Genomic DNA, 20,984 nt, shown 5'->3' on the forward strand with positions numbered 1-20,984 from the left:
GTTATTCTTCCTTATGTTCAATTTTTCCAAGTACACTAGCCGCGCCAAGTCCACCCAATAATGTTAAGATGCTCGCTACCGCAAGTCCAACATCTGACTGAAATCCTGGATACAACACAACGACTGAGCCGATCACCAACCCAATCATAACGGCATAAGTGGAAATCGTATATTTTGAAAGTAAGTGAGCAATGACCTTTCCTGTTAAGCTTAATCCAATAATAATTCCTGCTCCTACCGTTAGTAAAAGGGGAATTTGAAACGATGAAAGACCGTGGATAACAGTCTGATATGACCCAAGCAGTAATAAGACAAAAGAGCCGCTTACACCAGGGAGAATCATAGCTGTACTAGCTAACCACCCAGAGAAAAATAAAATGATGTAATCAACCATACTTAACGATTTCATCACCTCTCCTGATCCATCCCCTTTTAGAAACAAAGTGGAAGCAATTAAGATTGCCGCTACAATTAACAATCCATAATGGAAAGGCTCGAACGTTTTCTTATAGTCTACTTTTTTTAATAAATACGGGACAACACCAATAATTAAGCCAATAAAGAAAAAGAACGTAGGCTGTGGATAATGCTCGAGCAATTTCTCCATAAGCTGACTAACGAGCAGTAATGCAAGTCCTACTCCTATTAAAAGAGGAATAAAAAACCCAAGTTCTTTTTTCCAATTCTTACTCATCAATCCATTAATACCGCTAATCAGTCTTCTATAAATACCAAGCACCATGGCAATCGTACCACCACTTACGCCAGGGATTAAATCACTTACGCCCATTAATAATCCTCGATAAATATTGCGCCACACAAACATGTTCACGTTTCTCCTTTTGCTTTCTGTCTAGTACCTACATTACCCATATATACCCTCTCATTAACCGAACATTTTTATCAACACGATTTCGGAAAGGTTCAATCACCCTTCTACTATGCCACAATCCCTCCTAGAAAGAATGAATCAATTTTGTGACATTTCTTACTTTAAGCTCTGTAGTTGAAAAAGAGGATTCCTTTGCAGTAAAGTGATAGAAGTGATTGACAAACTGGAGGAATTTGATGAGTGACCGAAATAAAGGAATTATCCTATTGCTAATATCATCATTTGGATTTGCGATGATGGCTGCTTTTGTAAAGCTATCAGGTGACGTGCCAACGATTCAAAAAACGATGTTTCGAAATGCCGTCTCTGCCATCATTTCATTTGGCTTTGTGATGCACTACAAAGAAAGACTATTCGGTAAAAAGGAGAACCAGAAATTCTTGCTCCTGCGATCAGCACTTGGGACACTAGGAATCATATTCTACTTCTACGCAATTGATAACCTTGTACTATCTGATGCCGACATGCTCAATAAGCTTAGTCCTTTCTTATTAATTATTTTTTCCGCTCTTTTCTTAAAGGAAAAAGCGAAACGGTTCCAAATCATCGCGATCATCATCGCTTTCATCGGAACGCTATTAATTATAAAGCCACAGTTTTCAGTCGAGACAGTGCCGTATATTTCCGGACTGCTTTCTGCTATTTTTGCTGCAGGTGCCTATACGGTACTCAGAGTTCTTGGACAGCGTGAAAAGTTCTATACAGTTGTTTTCTATTTCTCCTTCTTCTCAACTGTAGTATTATTGCCATTCGTGATTATCTTCTATGAACCAATGGAAACGAAACAGCTGATCTATCTATTATTAGCAGGCGTATTCGCAACGCTTGGACAATTTGGGCTCACCGTAGCCTATAAATTTGCACCTGCTCGAGAAATCTCGATTTTCTTCTACTCGACCGTCGTTTACTCTGCTTTAATCAGCATTGTACTATTCGGTCAAATACCTGATGCCTGGAGTATTATTGGCTATATTATCATTTTCTCAGCTTCGTTCTATATGTTTATACGTAACAACCGTGAAGCGAAAAAGGTTGAGAAGAGACAACCACAAACCTCGCATTAATTCACGTAATTAAAAGAACGCCAAACTTCCATTTAAGTTTGGCGTTCTTTTTTTTGTTTTCCTATGACAGATTTATTTGTGAACAGTTTTGACTTCATTCTCTACTAGTGAAGAGACCGAATAAGATTGCATTTGATGATCGTGATAGATAAATTTGTGCTCCTGTAAATAGTTCCCTCCAAGTACTTCGGGCAAAAACTTCTGCAGATTGCTTACTACACCCTGATTATCTTCATCTAGAATCCAATCTATTCGTTTCCAGTCTAGTATTCCTTCTGCCGTATTTATAGGAGTCGTAAGAACCATTCCTTCTGGTAAATCCGCGATAAAAATGTACATACCTGAGTTGCCCTGCTCACTATAAAAAAGAGCATTCCCTGCATATGTAACGCTCTCTAATTCAATCCCTGTCTCTTCATAGGTTTCTCTTATTATACACTCAAACGGCGTTTCATTCTGTTGTAGCTTCCCACCAACGCCGTTCCAGAGACCCATTGTTGGGGCTTTGCGTCCATTTAATAAGAGAAAATCTTGATTTCTTTTGATAAACAAATCGTATATTGAAGCATGTACCGTCACCTAGTTTCTCATAATTTGATCCAATTATATAAGTTTGATAATAACCTAAAGCAATCACCTATCTATTTTACTAAACATTCACTCCATATGGATAAAACAGTTAAATTACTGTTACAATGATCAAGTCATCTTAAAACGATAGTAGAGTTGAATAAAAGGAACAATTAATGTTTCTCTGACATTCAGGAGGAAAGTAAGCATGCCAACAATCAATCAAGTCATTGAAAGCTATAATGAAGTGGAAAAGCTCTCAGATGCTCCACTCGCCATCATATCCGAGGTATTATGGATCATCGTTGGACTCATTTTCATTATGCACCTGATCCGTAACCGTAACATCTTATCCCCATCAAAATTTCTATTTAGAGGAGCCTTCCTGTTCATCATCTTACTCATCATAGTGTATTTATCGTACACGTTAAACAGCTATGATTTTTCAATGGACGAGAAATCATGGAAAGAAAATACACTCGCACCTTATCTTCAGTCTTTACATGAGCACAACGAACAAGTAGAGGATTTTTCTCAATTACTGAAAGACCCTAATAACGGCATAGAATCAAATTATGTAGATGATGACATATCTCCAATTTGGATCGAGTTAGTCACCACTACGGATACAGATGAAAACCAAGAAAAAATCGTTGAAGCGACGATTGTAAAAGAACCGATTCAACAGCCCTATTTAACTTACAGGATGATTGACAAAAACATTTCAGATCACTACTCAGATGAGGCTTACTATGAAACAACCCTTCACATTCCTGAAGATTATATGATTCTAACGGACTAATTGTTCAAAAAAGCACACGCTCCATTTTTGGAGGGGTGCTTTTTTTTATTTTTTTGTTTCAATTAGTTACCTTTTATCTTTCCGATACGCTATCCAATCCCCACATGATATTTCGATAAAACGCTTTTCAGGATTTTTCATGATATAAGTAATGGCTTCAAAACTCCCTTGCTCACTTTAGATTTCCTGCATGACACGGTCATATAAGTTATGATCGCGCCCTTCCTGATAACCTTCGAGAATATTAATTCTTTCAAGTAACTGATTATCGACCTCATAGACTTCTCCATATACGTTATGCTCCTCGTCCTCGCTTTGAACTAAAGCAGGGTAGCCATCCTGTGTGTCATACAGCTCTCCCTTTGTCCAACAGAAGCTTTCTTTTAGAGGAGCTCCTTTTATGACACCATGATTGCTTTCTCCTAATCGTAATGTTCCATAACAAAACACAAGATGCATGATGCTCTCTCCTTTTATCTCCATAGCTATAACGAAAAGCCCGCCAATAAGCGGGCTCCACAGTAACTTTATTAAAAAATTCGCTTCAATGCCTTTTTCAATGGTGGCATATCAATTTCCTGTTCTTCAAATGCTTTTTTGAGCATGTATTTCGAATAGCTTGCTGCCTGTTCATACGTGATTTTACCTGGAAGAGGCGGCTGCTCTTCAATCACAATGTCGACAATAACAGGCTTCGGTGATTTCGCAGCTCGTTCAAAAGCTGGAAGCAATTCTTCATACTTTTCGACGCGATAACCTTCCCCGCCAGCTGTTTCAGCAAATGCGGCAAAGTTAAAGTCTTTTAATTCCGTTTCATAATCTATGTTCCCTATTTCCTGCTGTTCATATTTAATCATACCAAGACGTTCGTTGTTAAAGACGACAACCATCATAGGTAGCTTATATTTCACAGCTGTTAAGAAATCTTGCATCACCATCGTAAAACCACCGTCACCGCAAATCGCTACGGCCTGACGATCTGGATGAGCTATCTTACCTGCAATCGCTCCTGGAAGACCGCATCCCATCGTCGCCATCCATGAGGAAATGATGAATTTTTGATTCGTGATGCGTAAATGCCTTGCTGACCAAACTGTCACATTCCCTACATCGATTGACAAGACGGCATCATCATCCAAAACTTTTTGAAGTTGTGGCATGATTTGCTGTGGTTTAATTGGTGTAGACTGTTCCGATTCAATCTTTTCAAGATGAGCCCACCAGTTTTTCATGTTGTCCTGACATTTTTCAATAAATTCACGGTCTTCCTGGTAGGTAGTATGCTCGGTTAAATAAGATAACGTCCACTTGGCATCTCCTATTAATCCTACCGTTACAGGATAACGTTTCCCGATTTGAGTTGGGTCAATATCAACCTGGATCGCCCTTGCTTTATCAGGTAAATAATCGCGATACGGGAATGACGTACCGACCATGATGAGTAAATCAGTTTCTTCCATTGCTTCATAAGCAGGCTTCGTTCCAATTTGACCGAGTTGACCAAGGTTATAAGGATGAACGTCTGGAATAGCTCCTTTTCCTGGTAAACTTAAAATAACCGGGGCTCCTGCTTTTTCTGCAAAGCTTAAAAGTTCTTCTCTCGCATGTTTAGAGCCTTTTCCTGCTAAGATGACCGGTCGCTTCGCTTCATTTAACATAGCGACAGCTTCGTTTAAATTGGAGTCATGTGGATGAACGACTGCTTTCGAGCGAATGAGGGACGTATTCTCCACCTTTTGTTTTACTTTCTCTGCTGCAAGGTCATCTGGAATTGTAAGGATCGCTACGCCCTTTTTCTCAACAGCTGTTCGTATAGCTTGATGAGTTAAGTCAGGTAACGATGCCGCTGTTTCCACCCTGCGATTAAATACAGATACATCATCAAACATTCGTTCAAGGTTAATTTCTTGGAATTGATCCGTTCCAAGTTGGTCGCTTGCGACTTGTCCAGCAATAACGAGAACTGGTGCACCGTCAGCCTTCGCATCATATAGACCATTCATCAAATGAACTGCTCCTGGTCCTGCAATGGAAAGGCAGACACCTATTTTGCCTGTTATTTTCGCGTACGATGCTGCTGCAAGGGCACCTACCTCTTCATGGCGCACTTGAATGAACTTCATACGATCTTGAGCATTCCGCAAATTTTCCACGAAATGGTTAATCGAATCTCCTGGTAAACCATACACATGGTCTACTCCCCATTCAGAAAGTGTATTCAGTAAAATCTCACCAGCATTTTTATCAAACATCATGACTCCTCCTTCGTTTCCTTATCCATAATGGGAAAGTACCCCTCTATAGTGTCAGTGAAACGTCAGAGAAAAGAATAAAGCAGCCCAGTTGGACTGCTTTCATTGATATTACGTTCGTGGTCCACCTGCAACATAAAGAACTTGTCCACTAACAAAGGATGAGTTTTCATCTGCAAAAAAGAGTGCAGCATTCGCAATGTCTTCAGGTTTCCCTGTTCTAGCAACTGGAATCTGCTTTTTGTTGTATTCAATAAACTGATTAAATTCAACACCGAGTCGTTCGGCCGTTGCTTTTGTCATATCACTTTCAATAAATCCTGGCGCAATAGCATTGGCCGTAATGCCATATTTACCAAGCTCGAGTGAGAGCGTTTTGGTTAACCCCTGAATGCCCGCTTTGGCAGCTGCATAGTTCGTTTGTCCACGATTACCAAGTGCAGAAGTAGAGGATAGACTTATGATACGACCGTAACCTTGATCAACCATATACTTTTGTGCCGCTCTTGAAGCATAAAAACTCCCAGTAAGATGTACCTGCATGACCGTCATCCAGTCTTCATCGCTCATTTTAAATAATAGATTATCTCGAATAACTCCAGCGTTGTTTACAAGAATATCAATTGACCCGTATGCTTCTGCCGCTTCTTTCATACTGGACTCTACCTGCTCTCGCTGTGTAACGTCCACAACTCCTATCATAACCGAGAAGCCTTTCTCTTCTAATTTCTTTCTTGTTATCGAAAGGGCTTCTTCGTTCACATCGGCAAGGTATACCTTAGCCCCTTCATCTGCAAACTTTTCTGCAATGCTCGCACCGATTCCTCTACTCCCACCAGTTATGTATGCCACTCTACCTTCAAGTCGTTTCACTCAACTTCACTCCTGTAAGCGATTTCTTAAGATTAATTAAACTATAATAATATTAAAATTTTCTGTCAACTATTGTCATCCAGTTTAAAATCGGGATAATAAGTGAAAAGGATAGAAGAATGAATTATTTATATTGGAGGCTATCGCGATGAAACATCTCGTTTTCTATGATGCTGAATGTCCTTTTTGTTTTTATGTTAAGAAATCACTTCGCAAACTGGATTGGTTTAATAAGATCGAATGGATACCGGTCCAAGAAGTTGAGAAGCACCCGGAAGACTATCCCTATATGCAGTTTCGCCACAAACGAATGTATGATGAAATTCATATGCTCACGACATCTGGGAACCTTCATGCAGGCTATTATACGGTAAGACGACTGTTAATGGCACTTCCTGTAACGGTACCTCTCTCTTTACTACTATACTTACCTTTTATTGATAAGCTTGGTTCACCATTCTATATATGGTTTTCAAAAAACCGTTATGATTGGTTTGGACGTTATTCAGAGCCCCGTTTTGAATAACTTTTTTAAAAGCAGGGGTTAATACTTTTTTCTAGAATACTATTTGTCAGAGAATTAGTTTGGAAGGATGCTTTGATATGGAAGAAAAATGGCTTACCTGGGCGAAACAAATTCAATCCATTGCTCAAGCAGGGCTAACTTATACGCAGGATAACTATGATTATGAAAGATATATTGAACTGAGACAGCTAAGTGCAGAAATGATGGAAACCTACACGGAATATGATATGAAAACAATTAGCGAACTTTTCACGAATGAAACTGGTTATCAAACGCCTAAAGCAGACGTTCGTGCAGCTGTTTTTCATGAAGGTAAATTGCTTTTCGTTAAAGAAAAAGCGGATGGCAAGTGGTCTCTTCCCGGCGGCTGGGGTGATGTGGGCTTTACACCAGGAGAAGTAGCGGTAAAAGAAGTTCAGGAAGAGGCAGGATACATTGTAGAAGCACGGCGACTTCTTGCCGTGCTCGATCACAAAAAACACCCTCACCCACCATCGCCTTATCATATTTATAAGGTGATGATTGAGTGTGAGCTAGTCGGTGGAGTTGCGGCCGAAAGTATCGAAACAAGTGACTGTGGTTTTTTCGCTCAAGACGAGCTTCCCCCTTTGTCGACTGGCAGAATAACTGAATCTCAGGTTGGGATGCTTTATAATCTCCATAACAACGTTACCCTTCCCCCTGTTTTTGATTAAGTGAGATGAGGAGCTATCACAATGATTAAACCATTTAACAATGGGCTTCTTCTTATGAGGAAGGACAAATTACAAGAACGAAGCTGGAGAAGTGATGAGTGTTATAAGTTTATATTCTCTCACCAGGGGTCAGGGCTTTACGAAACACCACGTGGTGATATTACAATTGATAAAGGACAGTTCTATGTCCTTAACCCAGGTGACACCCACCGCCAACTTAACGTTACGGATGAAAAATTTCTAATCGAACTGGATGAAACGATATTTCAAGAAGTAGCAAAAGATCTTAATCTCAGTGCACGTTTTCCTGAATTCGCGTCTATTCCTTATCATCATCCACAGCTTCAGCAGTGGGCTTCTTTTGTACGAGATTGTATGGGGAACGGTTTGCAATCCGAAGAAAGTACTTACTTCCTTGAGCACAGTGCGGTACAACTCGTTATCCTTATGCTCAAACATGCTCCAGGATTGCATCAACAGGAGCTCCCTATCCCTTCAGCGAAATTCCCGCTAACTACTGCTATTACAGCTATGAAAGAAGGGTTTCAAGAAGAATGGTCGCTTGAGCAGCTCGCAAACCTGACAGGTCTCTCGAAATATCAATTCGCTCACTCCTTTAAAGAAACGTTTGGTATTTCGCCTTATTCATTCCTGCAACTTTATCGCATTATGAAAAGTCAGGAAAAGCTTCTTCACTCTAGTGAATCAATTCTATCAATTGCTTTTTCATCAGGATTCAAGAATCTTTCTTCTTACAATCATCTATTTAAAAAGTTGTATGGAAAATCTCCTTCTCAAATCCGTAGTAGTTCCTATAAGATAGAAGATACTAATGATCATCATTAGCATTCCACTAACAACCATTATAACTTGAATTGGCAGAAGAACAGCGAATGCACCAAATAGAGCCAATGAAAGAGTATTAGCAAGATAGAGTAGAACAGCGTTCGTGCTAAACCCTCTTCCAAGCTGCTCTTTCGGTACGATGGTTTGCAGGAGATAAACTCTTGCAAGTCCAGCTATCGGAATCCCTATTCCTACTAGAATAGCACCTACAAAAAAATGTTCTAACTCGTATAATACGCCATAATAAAATACGCCCGCTCCCCAAATGAAAGCACCAATCATATATGTTTTTAAATCCATTTCCTTTACAATATAAGGAATGACTAAATTCGTTCCAATCACAACTGCACCAAACAAACCTAGTATCAAACTATAAATCTCTTCACTCCTTGAGGTCATATCTGAAAGCGCAAGTAGGAGCCCCACTTCCCAAACCCAGGTATTAAGAAATACAATTACAAAAGTACTTAGAAACAAATGCTTCAGGGTGATATTCCCCCCAGCCCATTTAGTAAACGATCCGATTGAGCGCCAGACTCCGCTCAAGGATTTTTCCCCACTATAAGTGGTTTCTTTCACTTGTAATTTCATAAGAAAGAATGCACTCAATCCATAAGTTATGGCGTCAATAGTAAAAAAATGGACAGCACCATGCGTTGTAAGAATCCATATTGAAAGAAAAGGACTTATGACCGTAACGCCTCTTTGAAGTGTATCATTCAATCCATTAACCATTGTTCGTTCTTTCTCTTCTGTCATAAGCGGCAGCAAAGCACGATGAGCTGGGTTAAAGAAGCAACCAATCGATTGAATAAGAAAACTAACAAGCAGTAAATAAGCATATCCTAACAAATCTGCGTAATAGAACAAAACAATAGATCCAATTAATGGAATTCTGACAAAATCTAAAATAATGAGCATTCTCTTCTTCTGTACCCAATCAGAGATCACCCCTCCTATTAACCCAAAGAGTAAATAAGGGAGAGTTTCCGCGATCGCCATTCCAGTCGTCAATACCTTAGATTCGGTTATCTCATAAGCAAGAAAAAGAAATGCCATACCTGAAAGGACATCGCCTAGCTTTGAAATCCCTCCTCCAAGCAAGTAGTACCTTATGTTTTGATTGAACATTAATTTGATATACATAGAATCACCTCTCTCTTTATCATAAAAAGAAAGAGGTGATTTATCTTATAAGATCTTGCTACAATTTAGCGCAATAAATTGTCTTTATATGATTTCAGCCATGTATCAGCCATAAGACGATTGCCTACTGAAGTCATATGAACGCCATCCGTTGTGAGAGTATCTTTCTTATCCCTTAGCGCTTGTAGGAAAGTTTCATGAGTAGGAACAACAATTGCGTCAAACTTAGCTCCCAACTTCCGAACGATTTCAACATAAGGCATAAGCAGCTGATTTCCTTTTGAAGAGATATTTTCTTCAATAATCGTTGGTTCCATTAAGACAATTTGCACGATACCATCATTTACTTCTATTAAAAGTCGTTCATATATCTCCTCAAACTCACTTGGCAACACCTGCTCCATCTCAGAATGATCCAATTGTCTCCACACATCGTTTATGCCAATGGAAATGGAAATCAGATCAGGTTCCAATGCTAAAACCTCCCGTTTCCATCTACTTTCAAGATCAGTGATTCGATTACCACTCACGCCTTTATTGATGATCTCCACATGGAATTCCTTTATTATCTCTTCCTTAATCATCCTTACATATCCATAACCAAGTCCTTCAGTGTCCTGGTTTCTGCCTGAATCCGTAATACTATCCCCGATAAACAACCACTTCATATAAGCTCCTCCAGGTTCTCAGTCGTAATGGTCCATCGCTCATTTACCTTACTATGCTGCTCTAACATCCAGCTTTTTGCGTATTGTTCAATATCCCTCACATCGGTTTCCTCAAGTTGAACATCAATCGATTCAATACTTCCCTGTTGATTTGTTTTTAGATAGATGGCATCATGATCATCATTCATGAAATGGTTATAGGATTGGGTACTTTTCCAAAAACCAATAATAATCGCCATGTTCTCTTCTGTCCAGCCGCCGTACTGAGCTATAAATCCTTCGTCATTTCGCAATTCAATCCAACGTTCTTGCCCTCTAGAAAAAGTTGCTTCCTGACCTTCTCGCACGTTGCAAACTATTTTTTTAATCACCATCACTGTTGAGCCTTTTCACTAAAATCAGGATGTCTGAAGCAGTCAGTTGTATGATCATTGACTAAACCAACAGCTTGCAAGAAGCTATATATAATAACAGGACCTACAAACGTAAAACCGCGCTTTTTCATATCTTTACTAATCTTCTTGCTAAGTTCTGTTTCTGCTGGTACTTCCTCTATCGATTTCCAGTCGTTAATGATCGGAGTGTCTTGAGTAAAACCCCATATGTATGATGAAAAGCTTCCGAACTCTTCTTGAATCTCCATAAATGCTTTCGCATTCTTTACCGTTCCGCGCACCTTTAATTTATTACGTATAATGCCTTCATTATGGAGTAGCTCTTGTATTTTATCCTCATCATAAGCCGCTACTTTCTCAACAATAAATTGATCAAAAGCAGCTCGATAATTCTCTCGTCTTTTTAAAATCGTAATCCAACTTAACCCCGCCTGCGCTCCTTCTAAAATAAGCATTTCAAAAAGTTTTTGATCGTCATAAACAGGAACTCCCCACTCATGATCATGATACTCCTTATAAACTTCTTCTTCATTCACCCATGCACAACGGTTCATTATGTTACCTCCAATAAAGGCTAGTTGCCTACAATTTCTTAACGCTAATCCAGTTGAATACTTTCTCCTACGCTAGCCATACTAAGTGGCGATAACAAAGGAGATGATCGTGATGGCTAGATTGCTTTATATTACCGTGAATCCAAAACCAGTAAAAGAATCTTTCAGTTTAAGTATAGGGGAAGTTTTCCTCGAAACCTACCAAGAAAAACATCAGAATGATGACGTCGTAAAGCTAGATCTTTATAATATCGATCTTCCTTATATTGATACTGACGTTTTTAACGGATGGGGAAAGCTGCAACAGGGAAATGCATTTGATCATTTATCAGGAGACGAACAGCTTAAAGTCAGTAAAATTAACGACCTTACAGATCAATTCATATCAGCAGATAAATATGTCTTTGTTACGCCATTCTGGAATTTCAGCTTTCCCCCTAAATTAAAAGCTTACATTGATACAGTGGCTATTGCTGGTAAGACTTTTAAATATACAGAAGAAGGCCCAGTTGGTCTCCTAACTGATAAGAAAGCCCTTCACATCCAAGCGAGAGGTGGCATCTATTCAGAAGGGCCTGCAAAAGAAATGGAATTCGGAGATCGGTACTTACATGCCGTACTTGGATTCCTAGGCATCCCTTCTGTTGAATCAGTCATTGCTGAAGGAATGGCACAAATGCCTGAGAAAGCTGAAGAAATCAAGAAAAAGGCGATGGAAGAAGCGAAACAAGCTGCAAAGACTTTCTAAAGAATACACTATTCGTTCGTGCCTCTGAAATAGCATTTCCCCAAAATAAAAAAAGCGCACATTGCGCTTTTTTATTCATCCCTTAACGAGTGGTCGAGCGGGATCATTAAACTGTAATCAAAAGGGAAACTCATCTCAGCGATCTCCTCATTCTGTTGTGGGACTTCACTCACGTTCATTTCTCCTGGTATACCCTCTAGCGGGATATGTTTTGTATGATCAAACATTTCATCGTCTCCTTCCATTTCTAGTATGGTTGAAGAACGATCTAATTATGAGATCTAGTTGCAATTCTATAGCAGCTTCGACATATAGTATTCATCAACAAATTCATCAGCTATGAACAGTGAGTGACGTTTCAAGCCCTCCACTTCAAAACCTGCCTTCCGGTAAAGAGCTAATCCACCTTCATTTCGTGTGACCACATTTAATTCGAGACGGTGTAGGTTTTGAGTCACTGCCCACTTCTCTAATTCAATAAATAACTCGGACCCCACTCCCTGTCCCCGATACTCTTCTTCAATTCCTATCACTACATAGGCACTATGTTGATTGCGCTTCGCCTGTCCGCCCACCGCAATTAGATAGCCGATCAATTCACCAGCATTCTCAGCTACGAATATACGAGAATGACGATCACTCTCCATTTTTTCAATACGTTCACGCTGCTCAGCTATTGTCGTCTTTCTCTCGCCGTCTTCAAAGAGCATAAATGGGGAGTCGCTCTCCACACCTTTTATTAGCTTCACAAATGCTTCGGCATCATCTGGGCTAATTTGTCTAATTTTCATTTGTTTGTCCTCATTTCCTATAACTGGTCTTTACAGCTTACCATAAGAAAAACGCGTATAAAGGATTATACGCGTTTTTCCCTGGTTTTACTGCTCAACAACCGGCCTTGTCTTCTTTTCTAGCTTTCTTACTTCTTTCATAAGTTCTTTATATCCGAGTCTCGTTAATTCAAACTCATCGTTCACTAGCTCATACTCGATTAAAGTATTCCGCTTTGATTCTGGAATGTCGTTATAAATGAGTCGAAGCTCTTCATTTAACTCAACAAATGAACTAGATTCAACAGAATCAATCCCAATTAACTCAGCAACCAGCTTCATATCAGGGGTTTCTTTAATGAAAAGTCCCTTCTTATCAATGACTGCTTTTTGAATTTTATCTTTAAACAGAAGCACTTCTTGCTTGATCCGATTGCTTTCAGATTCCTTATGCTGCATTCTGTTACGATAGCTTTCTTTCTCTATTTCATCGAGATCCGCTTTAGAAAGAAGCTCTTCAAAAAGCATCGTTTTATCACTATTGATCTGCTCAAGTTCACGCTCTTTCTCAGCTTCCTCCATCGATTCTGCCTCGATAGCCGTGTTTTCAAGTGAAAATGAAAGCTGATCATCTGCTGTAGTAGTTGAAGTGGCCGTATCCTCTACCTGCTCACCCTTTAGCTTTGCATCAAAATCATGAATTTTTTTAATAACATATAGTGAAACTCCGACGCTAAGACACGTTAAGAACAACCTGAACATAAATGGGGAAAACGCCACAAGATATAATAATAAAATGAATCCAATAATGGAAAGAACCGTTAGTACTTTTTCTTTTCCCGTTTTCGCTTGCATAGGCTGATCTAGTGTCGCAAGAAATTTCTTCATGGATGTTAACATCCTGACTTTTCACCTCTCTACTCTATTGTCATCCTCTTCTGAGAACGAACATTACCCGGATTGCTTACATTCCGGGTTCTATAATTGTTCGAAAGCACCTTCTATTTTACGAGGATAGCTATTTTCGAAGGTCTAACAATCCTATGTGGACAATACACTTGAAAACAAGTCATTCGTTTGTCCATGAAAGGAGTTGTTAACTATAGAAACCCTTATTCATCAATGTTTAGAGTGGCTGCTACAGCTTGGTTACCCTGGCATCGCCCTTGCTTTAATGATTGAAATTATTCCGAGTGAGCTCGTACTCGCTTATGGAGGATATATGGTATCTGAAGGAACGATTCGTTTTACTGGTGCTGTTATTGCTGGAACGATCGGTGGCACAGTCGCTCAGCTCTTTTTATACTGGCTAGGCCGTTTTGGTGGACGTTCGTTCTTAGAGCGCTATGGAAAATTCCTGTTTATTTCTCAAAAGCATCTTGCCATTGCTGAAACCTGGTTCGATCGGAATGGAGTGAGCGTCATCTTTACAGCTCGCTTTATTCCTGTCGTTCGTCACGCGATCTCTATTCCAGCAGGTATTGCCAAAATGTCGATCATGCGATTTACCTTCTATACGATCCTGGCTATGATTCCGTGGTCCATTCTCTTCCTATATATCGGAATACAGCTCGGTGACAACTGGTCCCAGATTCATTCTGCTGCAAGAATTTATACGTTACCAGTTAGTCTCGGAGCAGGATTCTTTCTTATCTGTTACATATTTCTACTTATTATGAAGAGGCGACGCATTCGCTAATTCTAACAAAAACTGCCCACCCTAAGTATACTAAGCAATCGTTCAAGCAATGTTGACCTATACACCTAATCCCATTCTCTTACGACTAATGATGAGGCACTTAGTGCACTAGCTAAGTTTTTTTTGCAAGAAATATTGGGTATGACCTTGAGGATGATTTTCTACTTTACCACAAATTTCATACCCTTCCTTTAGATAAAATCCAGGTGCTTGAAAACTGAATGTATCAAGCAATATAAGTCGACATTCCTTTTCCTCTGCAAGTCTTTCAACTTGTTGGAGAAGTTTCCTTCCAACACCGTTCCCTCTCTTCTCATCTGTCACCCAAAGAAAATCGATATGAAGGTGCTGCCAGAACAATGTTGCCGAAATCCCGCCAATCACTTCATCCTCTTCTTTCATAACGAATGCGATTTCTTCAAGCGGAGTTTTAACTGCAGATGAAAGCTTCTGTTTGTTATATTCAACAACGTTCTTTCGAATGAAATCTCGTGACTCATCTCTTCTTTGTATCATTCAAATCCTCCTCATCCGAGCGTTCTTCTTGTTTCCTTAACTGGAATCTCGCTTCCTCTCTCGTATTCTACGGAAACTTCAAACGTTCCCTCCTCAAAGAACTTTGGCAGTCTCTGCTTAAACCAATCTTGCATAGGAAGCGTATGAACTAAATTTCTCTTCACCCACATTAATTCACCTTCTGGTGGATCGGGGTGCTTACTACCAGAGTAGGAAGTAGCTACATAATTAAACACGATGTACCGAAACTCTTCATCTGGAATAATAAATTCATCGACTCCCTTATATGTAAGATCGCAAGGATGAACAATAAATCCCGTTTCTTCATAAAGTTCTCTTGCAGCACCTTCGGCAAAGCTTTCTGAGAGTTCAATCTTCCCGCCTGGACCGATATAGCCAGGAAACCCGGCTTCAGGAGGTCGATTCAGTAAGAGAATTTCATCTTTTTCTCTATTATGTAAAATAACCATGGATAGTAAAGTAGCTTTTATCGTTGTCATCCATTCCACCTCCAGCCAATCCTATCTTCGTCTATGATGACAGTATATATCATTCTGAGTTAGGAACCTACTATACTATGATGAATGATTTTTAAGAAAAAGGGTAACATCCAATATAGAAAGCATGATCGCGTAAGTCATACCGCCCAAGTTAGGAAAAGGAGTGATACCATGTTAACCCGCACACATTACAAAGAACGCAATCCAATGAATGAGCGATTAATCAACTGGTCAGTTGAAAATACGAAAGAAGATGACTATCAAGAGTCACAGCTTGCGATTGTGGAATGCACCTGTACGAATAGCGATGGAGACGAATTGCAAACAGTTAAAACGCTTGAAATGTCACCTGAGCATAACTCCTGGGAAGAGTGGATGGATGAACTGAAAAAAGATCGTTTTGAAATCATCCAGTGCCCAAGCTGCAAAGTATGGACGATTGATGACAAGTAAAGAAGCGTTTATAAATGTAGACGATAGCGAAAAGCCCTTCTCTAACATAGAGAAGGGCTTCCTTATTTATTACGATAGTGCATCTAATTCAGTTGAAATAAAATCCATCAATCCTTTGATCATCGTTTCAGAGAAATCAAAATGGATACCTGCCGCTTCATACACTTCGGATAACGACACAGAGCTTCCAAGTGATAAGGCACGGTTGTAATTCTCTAGAGCCTGTTCTGGATTTTCTCTATACTGGCGATACATTTGGATCGCACCAAGTTGGGCGATAACATATTCAATATAGTAGAACGGTACTTCAAAAATATGCAGAATCAACTGCCAGTTATTCTGAATCCATTCTTCCTGCCCTGTCCAATCTACATAGGAGGAATCATATGTGCGCGATAGCTCCATATATTTCTCGCTACGTTCTTTGCTCGTATGATTTGGATTCTCATACATCCAGTGCTGAAACTGATCCACTACAATACCACTAGGAAGGAAGAGGATTAACCCTTCAAGCTGATCTTTCTTAGCTCTTAGCAATTCCTTTTCATCCTGATACATCAGATTCCAGTAGTCCATCGTTAAGAGTTCCATCGACATGCTTGCTAGCTCAGCTGACTCCATAGGCGTATCTTGATAAGCTGATAGCATTTGATTACGCTTGAAATCGTTATGAATGCAGTGACCCATCTCATGAAGAAGCGTAATAAAATCGTCATGTGACTTTGTACTATTCATAAAGATAAAGGAAAGCTCAGAAACCGGAAGATACTCACAAAAACCTCCCTGCGCTTTTCCTTTCCGACTTTCGAGATCAAGTGCACCTTTCTCATTCATCTCGTTTAAAAGATAAGAGAAGCGCGGAGAAAGCTTATCGAAAATATCAGATGTGCCTTTGATTAGCTCTTCGATTTTATTAAATGGACGAAGCGGCTGCTTATCTTTCGGGACAGCCCTCGTATCCCATGGTTTATACTCTTCAACACCAAGCTCTTGCTGATGCTTTTTCTGCAGCTTTTCTTTTAGAGGAACAACGTGCTTTCGAACTGCCTCAGCTAGAGATTTACAATCCTCTGGTGTGTAATCGAACCGCTCGTATTTCTTAAACATATAATCTCTGTAATTATCGAGATTCACATTCTCAGCTTTTTTCTGACGGAGCTGGATCAGCTCGTCCATAATTTCCTGTAAGTCGTCTTTTTTCGTTAAGAGCGTCGTGAAGATTTCTTCCATAGCGCTTTTGCGAACTTCCCGATCCCCGTCTTGCATCATTAAAAACATTTCACTAAGTGTTTTTTCTTCGCCATCCCAATGAAATGAGAGACTACCTGTATGCTCAAAATAACGATTAACGATGCGATCTTCTTCAACTTCTAAGTTAATATTTTCCTCATTAAAAAGCGTCATTGCATTTTCTTTCCGAAGAAGAAATTGTTTATAATACTCTTGGTTCAGCTGCGACTTGTAAGGCGACTCCTGAAACTTTTCATCAAAAAGCCCCTCATATCGCTTTACCATAGGTTCTATGTATTCTTGATCGTGCTCGATTGTCTTTTTTGCTTCTTCACTGCTGCTATGACACTGGAAATCAATATAATGTCCGGCAAGTCCTTCTGCCACACCATCCATTAATGAAGATAAGCTCATCACCCATTTTTCTAATTCATCAGCAGAATGAATCGACTGATTGAGGAGCGATTTAAACTCTTCTTCAAGAATAGAAGGATTTTTAAAATCATACTTTTCAACATAAAACGTACTCATCAGCTTCCCCCTTAAGATGCTTTTATGTACCATTTCATAGTTTACCACAGAATTTTCTGACAGGATATGTCATATCCTTTCTCATGTATCCACATTTATGAAAGGCTTAAACCAGAAGACACAAAAATGGGACCCCACCCCGTGGATGGGACCCCTCCTGTGTGGAAAACGAAGCATCCCATCCAAGGACGGGGCTTCATTCATGCTTGTACCCGTATCATTATGATCTATAACGTAAAAACGCCAATTCATTGATTGAAATATTATCCTTCTTTCTGATCGACTATCCACACTTCATCATTCGCACTGATTTTTCCAGCTTGAATCACTTTCGCATACATCCCAAATAAATTACGCCGTTCTATGGCAACCTTTTTCAAGAGGTCCGGATGTTTCGCTCCAGTCTCAGGATCAACGGTAATAATCATACATCGCTCACAAGGTTTTACGACTTCAACCATCACTTCTTTTCCGATTTGTAGAACTTTTCCTTCCCACGTTTCTTCTACAAATGGCGTTTTCTCCAATAAAGAGATCTGCAGGTTTGGTCGAAAACGTCTTTCATCTGTTATTTTCCCCCAGGATGATGATAACGCATCAAGAGAAGCATCCGTCACAATTAAAAGATGCTCTTCTTCAATCGGTCCTATTGGAACATTTTCCGGATGATAAACTTTTTTTGTTAGCTGCTTTGAAGATTCTTCTTCTATTTCACGTAGCCAGGTCGAATCAGACCATTTATAGGTATCTCCTTCTGGTGTCGTGATGATCGGTTCAGGATATGCATCAAGTGATTCCGGTGCACTGAACGATGCTTGATAACGCACGAGTGGTGGAAATTGTGTAATCGTAAAAAACGATTCTTTCTCATCTAAAATCACATGACTTCGATCGCCATAAAGACCATAGTTCATCACCATTGTCTGAGTAACGCGTTCTCCTGTCATCGACTTCACAGGATGACGCATCATCTCACTAATTATTCCAATTTGAATGATCATCAGCTCCCTTCTTCCTCCTTAGTATATCCAAAGAGAAAGAATCTCATTTTTTCCTATAAGTCTAGTATAAACAATAAGAGATTTGCATAAAACTAGTAGAAACAAAGGAAAAAAGGAGAGATCCGAATGGAAATAAAAGAATACTACTCCATTACCCTCTATAATGAAAGGCGAAGAGCGATCTTTCATTCAGAAGATGAATATGATAATTTCGAAGAGGCACAGCGTGAAGGATATGTTCTTCTTCGCAATCATCCGAAAGCAGACTTATATTCGGTAGAACGTTTTTTTGCAGTAGAAGACGTCTAAAGAGACCTTTTCTTTTCAAGTAAAAGGGCCAGTTTTTGATCAAACTCAGCTATTTTAGGATCACCAGGTAATAATAGACTAATCTTACTAATTAGCGCAGATATTTCGTTATCAAGAAGCATCTTTTGTTCTTCTTTCTTTTTTGAAGAAACAGAAGAGCTTTTTTCTTGCATTCTTGTTCGATATTCTGCTAAATTCCTCTCCACCCTTTTAATTTGTTGATCTTCAAATACAAGAAGCTGATCACACATTTTCTCCATAAAATAGACATCATGCGAAACAATGAGAAGAGTTCCCGTAAACTCTTGCAGTGTATCTTCCAATTGCTCTCGTGAAGGCAAATCTAAATGGTTAGTCGGCTCATCGAGTATCAAAAGATCATATTTATTCATCAACATACGCGTCAGTTTCAGTTTTGTTCTCTCCCCAAGACTGAGTTGATTAATGGTGGAATGGATTCGATCTCTCCCCATCCCCATCGAAGCAAAAATCGATTTTGCCCGAAAGATCTCTTTCTTCGTTGCTACGTTTAAAACTTCAAGCGGCGTTTTTTCTTCAGGAAGATCGTGCACATCCTGTGACAGATAGCCAATCTGAAGCGTTGGACTTTTCCACAGTTCTCCCTCGCTAAGCGCCTCCATTCCAAGCAGCATTCGCAATAAGGTGGTTTTCCCACAACCATTTTCACCAACAATCCCCACTCGTTCCCCAGACTTCATGTAGAAAGAACTTTTTTGAAATAACCATCGTTCTTCAAAACGTTTTCCGGCATTATTCGCTTCTAATACGCGTTTACCTCGTGTATCATTCGCCTGAAATTGAAAACGCACTTCTTTCTCCTGATCAGGTTCTTCCACTTTATTTTTCTGCAGTTCCTTCTCGAGTCTCTTCTGTTTCGACTTCACCTGACGATCCATTTTCTTTGCTTTCATGCGGTAATGTTCCTTATATCCTTCCTGTTTTGTTGACTCACCGTGTGCCTTTTCAGACCAATTCGTTAATCCTGCAAGCTGACCTTCTATTCGCTTTATTTCTTTTTGCTGCGCGCCATAATGATGGAGCTGGTCTTCGTATCTTCTTTGCTTTTCGGCTCGGTATGCCGTGTAGTTTCCTTGATAATTACTAATGATACTATTTTCAACTTCAAGGATTCTATCAACCGTCTGATCGAGAAAGTAACGGTCATGAGATATAACAAGAACAGCTCCCTTAAAAGAGTGAAGCTCTCGAATTAACCAACTTACCCCTTTTCTATCTAAGTGATTTGTTGGTTCATCTAGTATTAATAAATCCGGATGAGTCGACCAAATCTCTGTGAGCGCTAGTTTCAACTTTTCTCCACCGCTTAAATATTCTGCTCCGTCATTAGTTAGAATAGGGCGTATCCCTAATTCCTTTTTCCTTTTTAAATCAGAAGAATCGACTTCCATCCCATATTGCTCAACCACCCCTGTCTGGTCAATCGACTGCTTCAGATAGCCGATATCACCTTTGAGTGTAATTCCCCCTTCATCTGGCTCTATCTCTTTTACGATTATTCTTGCTAAAGTTGTTTTACCAGCACCGTTAGGTCCAACAATTCCAATGCGCTCTCCCTTATGAATATCAAGGTTCACTTGATTAAATAACGTGTTCTCATGATAACTTTTTTTCAATCCTCTTATCGATATAACGTTCACGGTATCTCCCCCAAATTTTCAGTTCATTGCTTTGAGGAGAAAAAAACCTCCCCATCACCTGGAGAGGCCTGTCATTCCAATTTCCTATACTACCGAAAAAAGTGCATCACAAAGAAGCACATTTTCGCTAGCACAAGTGATTAAAAAGGGCAGACTAATCCTATTCTCCAGAAAATCCATTTCACAATTTGAAATTAGATCTGAATAAATAAGATTAGTTCTTCATTGCTTCTTAACCATTCCCTTCGTCTTTAGTTGCCATTAT

Annotated in this window: 25 protein-coding genes and 1 pseudogene; 9 read left to right on the forward strand and 17 right to left on the reverse strand. The window is 39.6% G+C overall.

Annotation, left to right across the window (positions count from 1 at the left end; genetic code table 11):
- Position 1: 1 nt before the first annotated feature.
- Entirely contained in the window at positions 2–826 is an 825-nt protein-coding gene (locus ABVF21_RS10350; protein ID WP_371018172.1) for a DUF368 domain-containing protein, read from the reverse strand.
- Between the two features lie 242 nt (positions 827–1,068).
- Here ABVF21_RS10350 and ABVF21_RS10355 point away from each other — a divergent pair, with 242 nt between their 5' ends.
- Complete coding sequence (locus ABVF21_RS10355; protein WP_371018173.1) at positions 1,069–1,956, forward strand: DMT family transporter; 888 nt, start codon at positions 1,069–1,071, stop codon at positions 1,954–1,956.
- A 72-nt stretch (positions 1,957–2,028) separates the two neighbouring features.
- Here ABVF21_RS10355 and ABVF21_RS10360 read toward each other — a convergent pair.
- Positions 2,029–2,525: pseudogene (locus tag ABVF21_RS10360) on the reverse strand (NUDIX hydrolase).
- Positions 2,526–2,734: 209 nt separating this feature from the next.
- Here ABVF21_RS10360 and ABVF21_RS10365 point away from each other — a divergent pair.
- Positions 2,735–3,328: a hypothetical protein gene (locus ABVF21_RS10365; RefSeq protein ID WP_371018174.1), complete on the forward strand. Its 594-nt coding sequence runs from the start codon at positions 2,735–2,737 to the stop codon at positions 3,326–3,328.
- A 177-nt stretch (positions 3,329–3,505) separates the two neighbouring features.
- On the opposite strand, the gene ABVF21_RS10370 is transcribed toward ABVF21_RS10365, so the two are convergent.
- From ABVF21_RS10370 to fabG, 3 genes are all read right to left on the reverse strand, one after another.
- Complete coding sequence (locus ABVF21_RS10370; RefSeq protein ID WP_371018175.1) at positions 3,506–3,787, reverse strand: gamma-glutamylcyclotransferase family protein; 282 nt, start codon at positions 3,785–3,787, stop codon at positions 3,506–3,508.
- Positions 3,788–3,858: 71 nt separating this feature from the next.
- Entirely contained in the window at positions 3,859–5,580 is a 1,722-nt protein-coding gene (locus ABVF21_RS10375; protein WP_303530379.1) for a pyruvate oxidase, read from the reverse strand.
- A 111-nt stretch (positions 5,581–5,691) separates the two neighbouring features.
- Entirely contained in the window at positions 5,692–6,453 is a 762-nt protein-coding gene (gene fabG, locus ABVF21_RS10380) for a 3-oxoacyl-ACP reductase FabG (protein ID WP_303530380.1), read from the reverse strand.
- Positions 6,454–6,601: 148 nt separating this feature from the next.
- On the opposite strand from fabG, the gene ABVF21_RS10385 reads away from it, so the two are divergent.
- The 3 genes from ABVF21_RS10385 (at position 6,602) to ABVF21_RS10395 (ending at position 8,520) form a co-directional block, all read left to right on the forward strand.
- Positions 6,602–6,979: a thiol-disulfide oxidoreductase DCC family protein gene (locus ABVF21_RS10385; protein WP_371018176.1), complete on the forward strand. Its 378-nt coding sequence runs from the start codon at positions 6,602–6,604 to the stop codon at positions 6,977–6,979.
- 77 nt (positions 6,980–7,056) lie between these two features.
- Complete coding sequence (locus tag ABVF21_RS10390) at positions 7,057–7,674, forward strand: NUDIX hydrolase (RefSeq protein ID WP_371018177.1); 618 nt, start codon at positions 7,057–7,059, stop codon at positions 7,672–7,674.
- Positions 7,675–7,695: 21 nt separating this feature from the next.
- Entirely contained in the window at positions 7,696–8,520 is an 825-nt protein-coding gene (locus ABVF21_RS10395; RefSeq protein ID WP_303530383.1) for an AraC family transcriptional regulator, read from the forward strand.
- Here the strand turns inward: ABVF21_RS10395 and ABVF21_RS10400 are convergent.
- From ABVF21_RS10400 to ABVF21_RS10415, 4 genes are all read right to left on the reverse strand, one after another.
- Positions 8,437–9,666 (reverse strand): MFS transporter, encoded by a 1,230-nt coding sequence (locus ABVF21_RS10400; RefSeq protein ID WP_303530384.1) that lies wholly within the window; start codon positions 9,664–9,666, stop codon positions 8,437–8,439. The two genes, ABVF21_RS10395 and ABVF21_RS10400, sit on opposite strands and share 84 nt — an antisense overlap.
- 65 nt (positions 9,667–9,731) lie before the next feature.
- Positions 9,732–10,334 (reverse strand): SGNH/GDSL hydrolase family protein, encoded by a 603-nt coding sequence (locus ABVF21_RS10405; protein WP_303530385.1) that lies wholly within the window; start codon positions 10,332–10,334, stop codon positions 9,732–9,734.
- The gene (locus ABVF21_RS10410; protein WP_303530493.1) at positions 10,331–10,708 is read right to left on the reverse strand and encodes a DUF4937 domain-containing protein; all 378 of its coding nucleotides are present in this window, start codon (positions 10,706–10,708) and stop codon (positions 10,331–10,333) included. The genes ABVF21_RS10405 and ABVF21_RS10410 overlap by 4 nt, the downstream gene beginning before the upstream one ends.
- Positions 10,708–11,283 (reverse strand): DNA-3-methyladenine glycosylase I, encoded by a 576-nt coding sequence (locus ABVF21_RS10415; RefSeq protein ID WP_303530387.1) that lies wholly within the window; start codon positions 11,281–11,283, stop codon positions 10,708–10,710. The genes ABVF21_RS10410 and ABVF21_RS10415 overlap by 1 nt, the downstream gene beginning before the upstream one ends.
- Positions 11,284–11,395: 112 nt before the next feature.
- Between ABVF21_RS10415 and ABVF21_RS10420 the strand changes: the two genes are divergently transcribed.
- Entirely contained in the window at positions 11,396–12,031 is a 636-nt protein-coding gene (locus ABVF21_RS10420; protein ID WP_283152915.1) for an FMN-dependent NADH-azoreductase, read from the forward strand.
- Positions 12,032–12,102: 71 nt separating this feature from the next.
- Here ABVF21_RS10420 and ABVF21_RS10425 read toward each other — a convergent pair whose 3' ends face one another.
- The 3 genes from ABVF21_RS10425 to ABVF21_RS10435 all read right to left on the reverse strand — a co-directional run bounded on the left by ABVF21_RS10425 (position 12,103) and on the right by ABVF21_RS10435 (position 13,689).
- On the reverse strand, positions 12,103–12,258 hold the full coding sequence (locus ABVF21_RS10425) for a hypothetical protein (protein WP_194220355.1): 156 nt from the start codon (positions 12,256–12,258) through the stop codon (positions 12,103–12,105).
- Between the two features lie 66 nt (positions 12,259–12,324).
- Positions 12,325–12,822, reverse strand: a complete 498-nt coding sequence (locus ABVF21_RS10430) for a GNAT family N-acetyltransferase (RefSeq protein WP_371018179.1) — start codon at positions 12,820–12,822, stop codon at positions 12,325–12,327.
- 87 nt (positions 12,823–12,909) lie between these two features.
- On the reverse strand, positions 12,910–13,689 hold the full coding sequence (locus tag ABVF21_RS10435) for a hypothetical protein (RefSeq protein ID WP_303530391.1): 780 nt from the start codon (positions 13,687–13,689) through the stop codon (positions 12,910–12,912).
- A 214-nt stretch (positions 13,690–13,903) separates the two neighbouring features.
- Here ABVF21_RS10435 and ABVF21_RS10440 point away from each other — a divergent pair, with 214 nt between their 5' ends.
- The gene (locus ABVF21_RS10440) at positions 13,904–14,500 is read left to right on the forward strand and encodes a DedA family protein (protein WP_303530495.1); all 597 of its coding nucleotides are present in this window, start codon (positions 13,904–13,906) and stop codon (positions 14,498–14,500) included.
- 108 nt (positions 14,501–14,608) lie between these two features.
- Here the strand turns inward: ABVF21_RS10440 and ABVF21_RS10445 are convergent, their stop codons facing one another.
- Together ABVF21_RS10445 and ABVF21_RS10450 are read right to left on the reverse strand one after the other, a co-directional pair.
- Positions 14,609–15,016, reverse strand: a complete 408-nt coding sequence (locus ABVF21_RS10445; protein ID WP_303530393.1) for a GNAT family N-acetyltransferase — start codon at positions 15,014–15,016, stop codon at positions 14,609–14,611.
- 11 nt (positions 15,017–15,027) lie between these two features.
- Positions 15,028–15,516, reverse strand: coding sequence for an NUDIX domain-containing protein (locus ABVF21_RS10450; protein ID WP_242057330.1), 489 nt, complete (start codon positions 15,514–15,516; stop codon positions 15,028–15,030).
- A gap of 171 nt (positions 15,517–15,687) precedes the next feature.
- Here ABVF21_RS10450 and ABVF21_RS10455 point away from each other — a divergent pair, with 171 nt between their 5' ends.
- On the forward strand, positions 15,688–15,969 hold the full coding sequence (locus ABVF21_RS10455; protein WP_194220351.1) for a hypothetical protein: 282 nt from the start codon (positions 15,688–15,690) through the stop codon (positions 15,967–15,969).
- Positions 15,970–16,038: 69 nt separating this feature from the next.
- Here ABVF21_RS10455 and ABVF21_RS10460 read toward each other — a convergent pair whose 3' ends face one another.
- A complete protein-coding gene (locus ABVF21_RS10460) occupies positions 16,039–17,730 on the reverse strand; it encodes a M3 family oligoendopeptidase (RefSeq protein WP_303530396.1) in 1,692 nt (563 codons plus the stop codon).
- 263 nt (positions 17,731–17,993) lie between these two features.
- Entirely contained in the window at positions 17,994–18,725 is a 732-nt protein-coding gene (locus tag ABVF21_RS10465) for an MOSC domain-containing protein (protein WP_303530497.1), read from the reverse strand.
- Between the two features lie 132 nt (positions 18,726–18,857).
- On the opposite strand from ABVF21_RS10465, the gene ABVF21_RS10470 reads away from it, so the two are divergent.
- On the forward strand, positions 18,858–19,040 hold the full coding sequence (locus ABVF21_RS10470; protein ID WP_098442379.1) for a hypothetical protein: 183 nt from the start codon (positions 18,858–18,860) through the stop codon (positions 19,038–19,040).
- Here the strand turns inward: ABVF21_RS10470 and abc-f are convergent.
- Positions 19,037–20,719, reverse strand: coding sequence for a ribosomal protection-like ABC-F family protein (gene abc-f / locus ABVF21_RS10475; protein ID WP_371018180.1), 1,683 nt, complete (start codon positions 20,717–20,719; stop codon positions 19,037–19,039). The two genes, ABVF21_RS10470 and abc-f, sit on opposite strands and share 4 nt — an antisense overlap.
- Between the last annotated feature and the right edge of the window lie 265 nt (positions 20,720–20,984).

This window comes from Pseudalkalibacillus sp. JSM 102089 (genome assembly GCF_041366475.1).
GTDB lineage: Bacteria > Bacillota > Bacilli > Bacillales > Guptibacillaceae > Guptibacillus > Guptibacillus hwajinpoensis_B.